The organism is Mesotoga infera, from assembly GCA_011045915.1.
GTDB classification, from domain to species: domain Bacteria; phylum Thermotogota; class Thermotogae; order Petrotogales; family Kosmotogaceae; genus Mesotoga; species Mesotoga infera_D.
Map to the genome: position 1 here is coordinate 1 of DSBT01000124.1, position 2,599 is coordinate 2,599.

Below are 2,599 nucleotides of genomic sequence, written 5' to 3' on the forward strand. Positions count from 1 at the left end.
ATCCTCACCTCTGGTTTGGGAGGTTCACTGTGCTTGAAGAGGATATTCTGAAGAAAGCTATCTCGAAAGCTCTTTCAAAGGGCGGAGATTTCGCAGAGATTTTCATTGAAGACAAGGATGAATTGAACATAAAATGCTCTGAGGATGCCATAAGCGGCCTAACTACCGTTCGCATCAAAGGGGCTGGAATATACGTTCTTTGTTGTGAAAAGAGCGTCTACGTTTACACAAACGATCTTAGCTACCGAGGCCTCATTAGCTGTGCAGAGCGAGCCTCGGAGCTCATGAGTTCCTGTTCCAAGAGATTCACCGGAGATATTGTTTTTTCCATGCAGAAAGCGGAAAACCCGAATACTTTCGAGATATTGCCCTCCTCGGTGGGTCATGAAAGAAAGATCAGGATACTTAGAGAGACGAGCCTCGCTGCGAGAAGCGCAGGAGAGATTGTCAGACAACTGAATATCGATTACTTCGATACAGATCAAAGAATCGAGATTTACAATAGCGAAGGACTTAAAACCGAAGACAGGCGTATAACGAGCAGGTTGAGACTGCAGGCCACGGTCGAGGCCGAAGGCCGCTCGAAGTACGAATGGGGAGACTTCACACGTCCTCAGGGGTTCGAGACCTTCCGGATAGATTACGACTACACCTCCTTCGCCGAAGAATTCATAAAGGATATGGCAGAGGATCTAAGAGCCGTTCCGGTGAAATCCTGCACAGTCCCGGTGGTCTTCGAGGCCGGTCCGTGCGGCACTTTCTGGCATGAAACCTGCGGTCATCAACTTGAGGCCTCTGCTGTCTCAAGAAATGTGAGCGATTTCGCGGGCAAGGTTGGGCAGCTCGTCGCTTCGGAAAAGGTTACGCTGATCGATGACGGGACGATACCGGGTCTATACGGCTCCGCGGCAATCGATGATGAAGGGTTCCCTACAAGAAAGAATGTTCTTATAGAGAATGGGGTACTGAAGGGATACTTATGTGACAGGCTCTGCGGGAGAAGATTGGGAATCTCGTCCACGGGAAGTGGAAGAAGGCAGGGATACACATACGCTCCCGTACCAAGAATGAGCAACACATATCTCGCCACTGGAAGCGACGATAATGAAGAGATGATCAGCTCTGTCGACGAGGGCCTTTTCGTCAAGAGGCTGGGGGGAGGAACCGGCGGACGAGAGTTTTCCATAGCGGTAAGCGAAGGATACTGGATAAAGAACGGCAAGATATCCCACAGGCTGAGAAGCGGCTTCGTTCTCAACGGAAGAGGAATTGACATGATCAATAAAGTCGACATGGTTGGAAGTACTCTGAAAACCGACAGCGGCGGCTTCTGCGGTGCCGATTCCGGATTGTGCCCCGTTACGAGTTTTCAGCCGAGGATGAGGATATCGCTCATGCCGGTCGGTGGGGAGGATTGATCTGAATGGATTATCTCGAAAACTATCGAAACATAATGAAGGCTCTTCCCGCAAGGTTTTCCGAGGCCGAAGTGGATGCCGAACGCAATGCTAGTACTGTAATTAAGTGTGCGAATGGAGAGATAATCGAAACCCGTTCCTCCGACACCACCGAGCTTTTCATACGCGTTTCCGATGAGAAGACGGGCTACGCATATACCCAGGATCTGGAAGAAGAACCGATAGAAGTTCTTCTAAGGGGGCTCACCAACTCGAATTTTGTCCAGCGTCGGCAGAAGGATAAACTCAACGAGTCGACCGTCAAACGAGCAGCAGTTGACGATAGATCTGGAAGACCCGACTTAGAATCAATGAAACTTGCGGCAGCAAAGCTTGAAAAGACCTTACGAGAGACCGACAAGAGTATTTGCAGTGTCGGGATCGAGATCTGCTCGGACACTCATTCGAGAAACGTAATCAACTCTAGTGGGCTCGACGTTGAGTCGTTCATGAATCTCTACTCCGTAAGGGCAACTGTGATGGCGGAGAAAGACGGCGACCAGTACGACGCTACTTTCTTTCAGAGCGTATCCGATATAGGCAGCCTGAATCTCGATAGGTTCAGAGAAAGGATTGCAGCCAGTCTGAGACATCAGTACGGTGCTACGGAGCTCCGATCTGGAGTCTACCCGGTATTGCTGGACAGCACCGTCGTAACAAACATAATGATGACGGCGTGGCAGATTTTCAGCGGAATGAAGTACAACAACGGTTCTTCGGTGCTCTCTGGAAGACTGGGAGAAACGATCGGATCTTCGGCACTTTCAATTACCGACTCGCCGTCTCATAAGCTGACCGGATATCATTACGAATTCGACTGTGAAGGGACTCCTTCAGAAGAACGGCGCTTGGTGGAGAGGGGAAAGCTCGTCGGAATGATGCACAATATCTCGAGTGCTGCCGGAATGGACTCATCTTCAAGCGGGAATGCAGGTAGGTATGCCCTGCTCAGCGGATCGATCCCGACAGATATCATAATAACGCCGAAGATCTTTTATGTCGAGCCGGGTGAAAACTCCCTTGAGGAAATGATGGAGGAGATCGGCGAAGGAGTTTACATTACTCATTCATATGATGTCTTTCACTCGATCAATATAGGTTCGGGGGGCTTCTCTATTCCCTGCAGGGGAACTGTAATAAAG

Annotated in this window: 2 protein-coding genes; both read left to right on the forward strand. The window is 49.8% G+C overall.

Features of this window, described 5'->3' with window-relative positions; all coding sequences use genetic code 11:
- The first annotated feature begins 29 nt into the window (after window positions 1-29).
- Entirely contained in the window at window positions 30-1,418 is a 1,389-nt protein-coding gene (locus ENN47_04770) for a TldD/PmbA family protein (protein ID HDP77496.1), read from the forward strand.
- A 5-nt stretch (window positions 1,419-1,423) separates the two neighbouring features.
- On the forward strand, window positions 1,424-2,599 hold a 1,176-nt coding region (locus ENN47_04775; protein ID HDP77497.1), incomplete at its 3' end, for a TldD/PmbA family protein.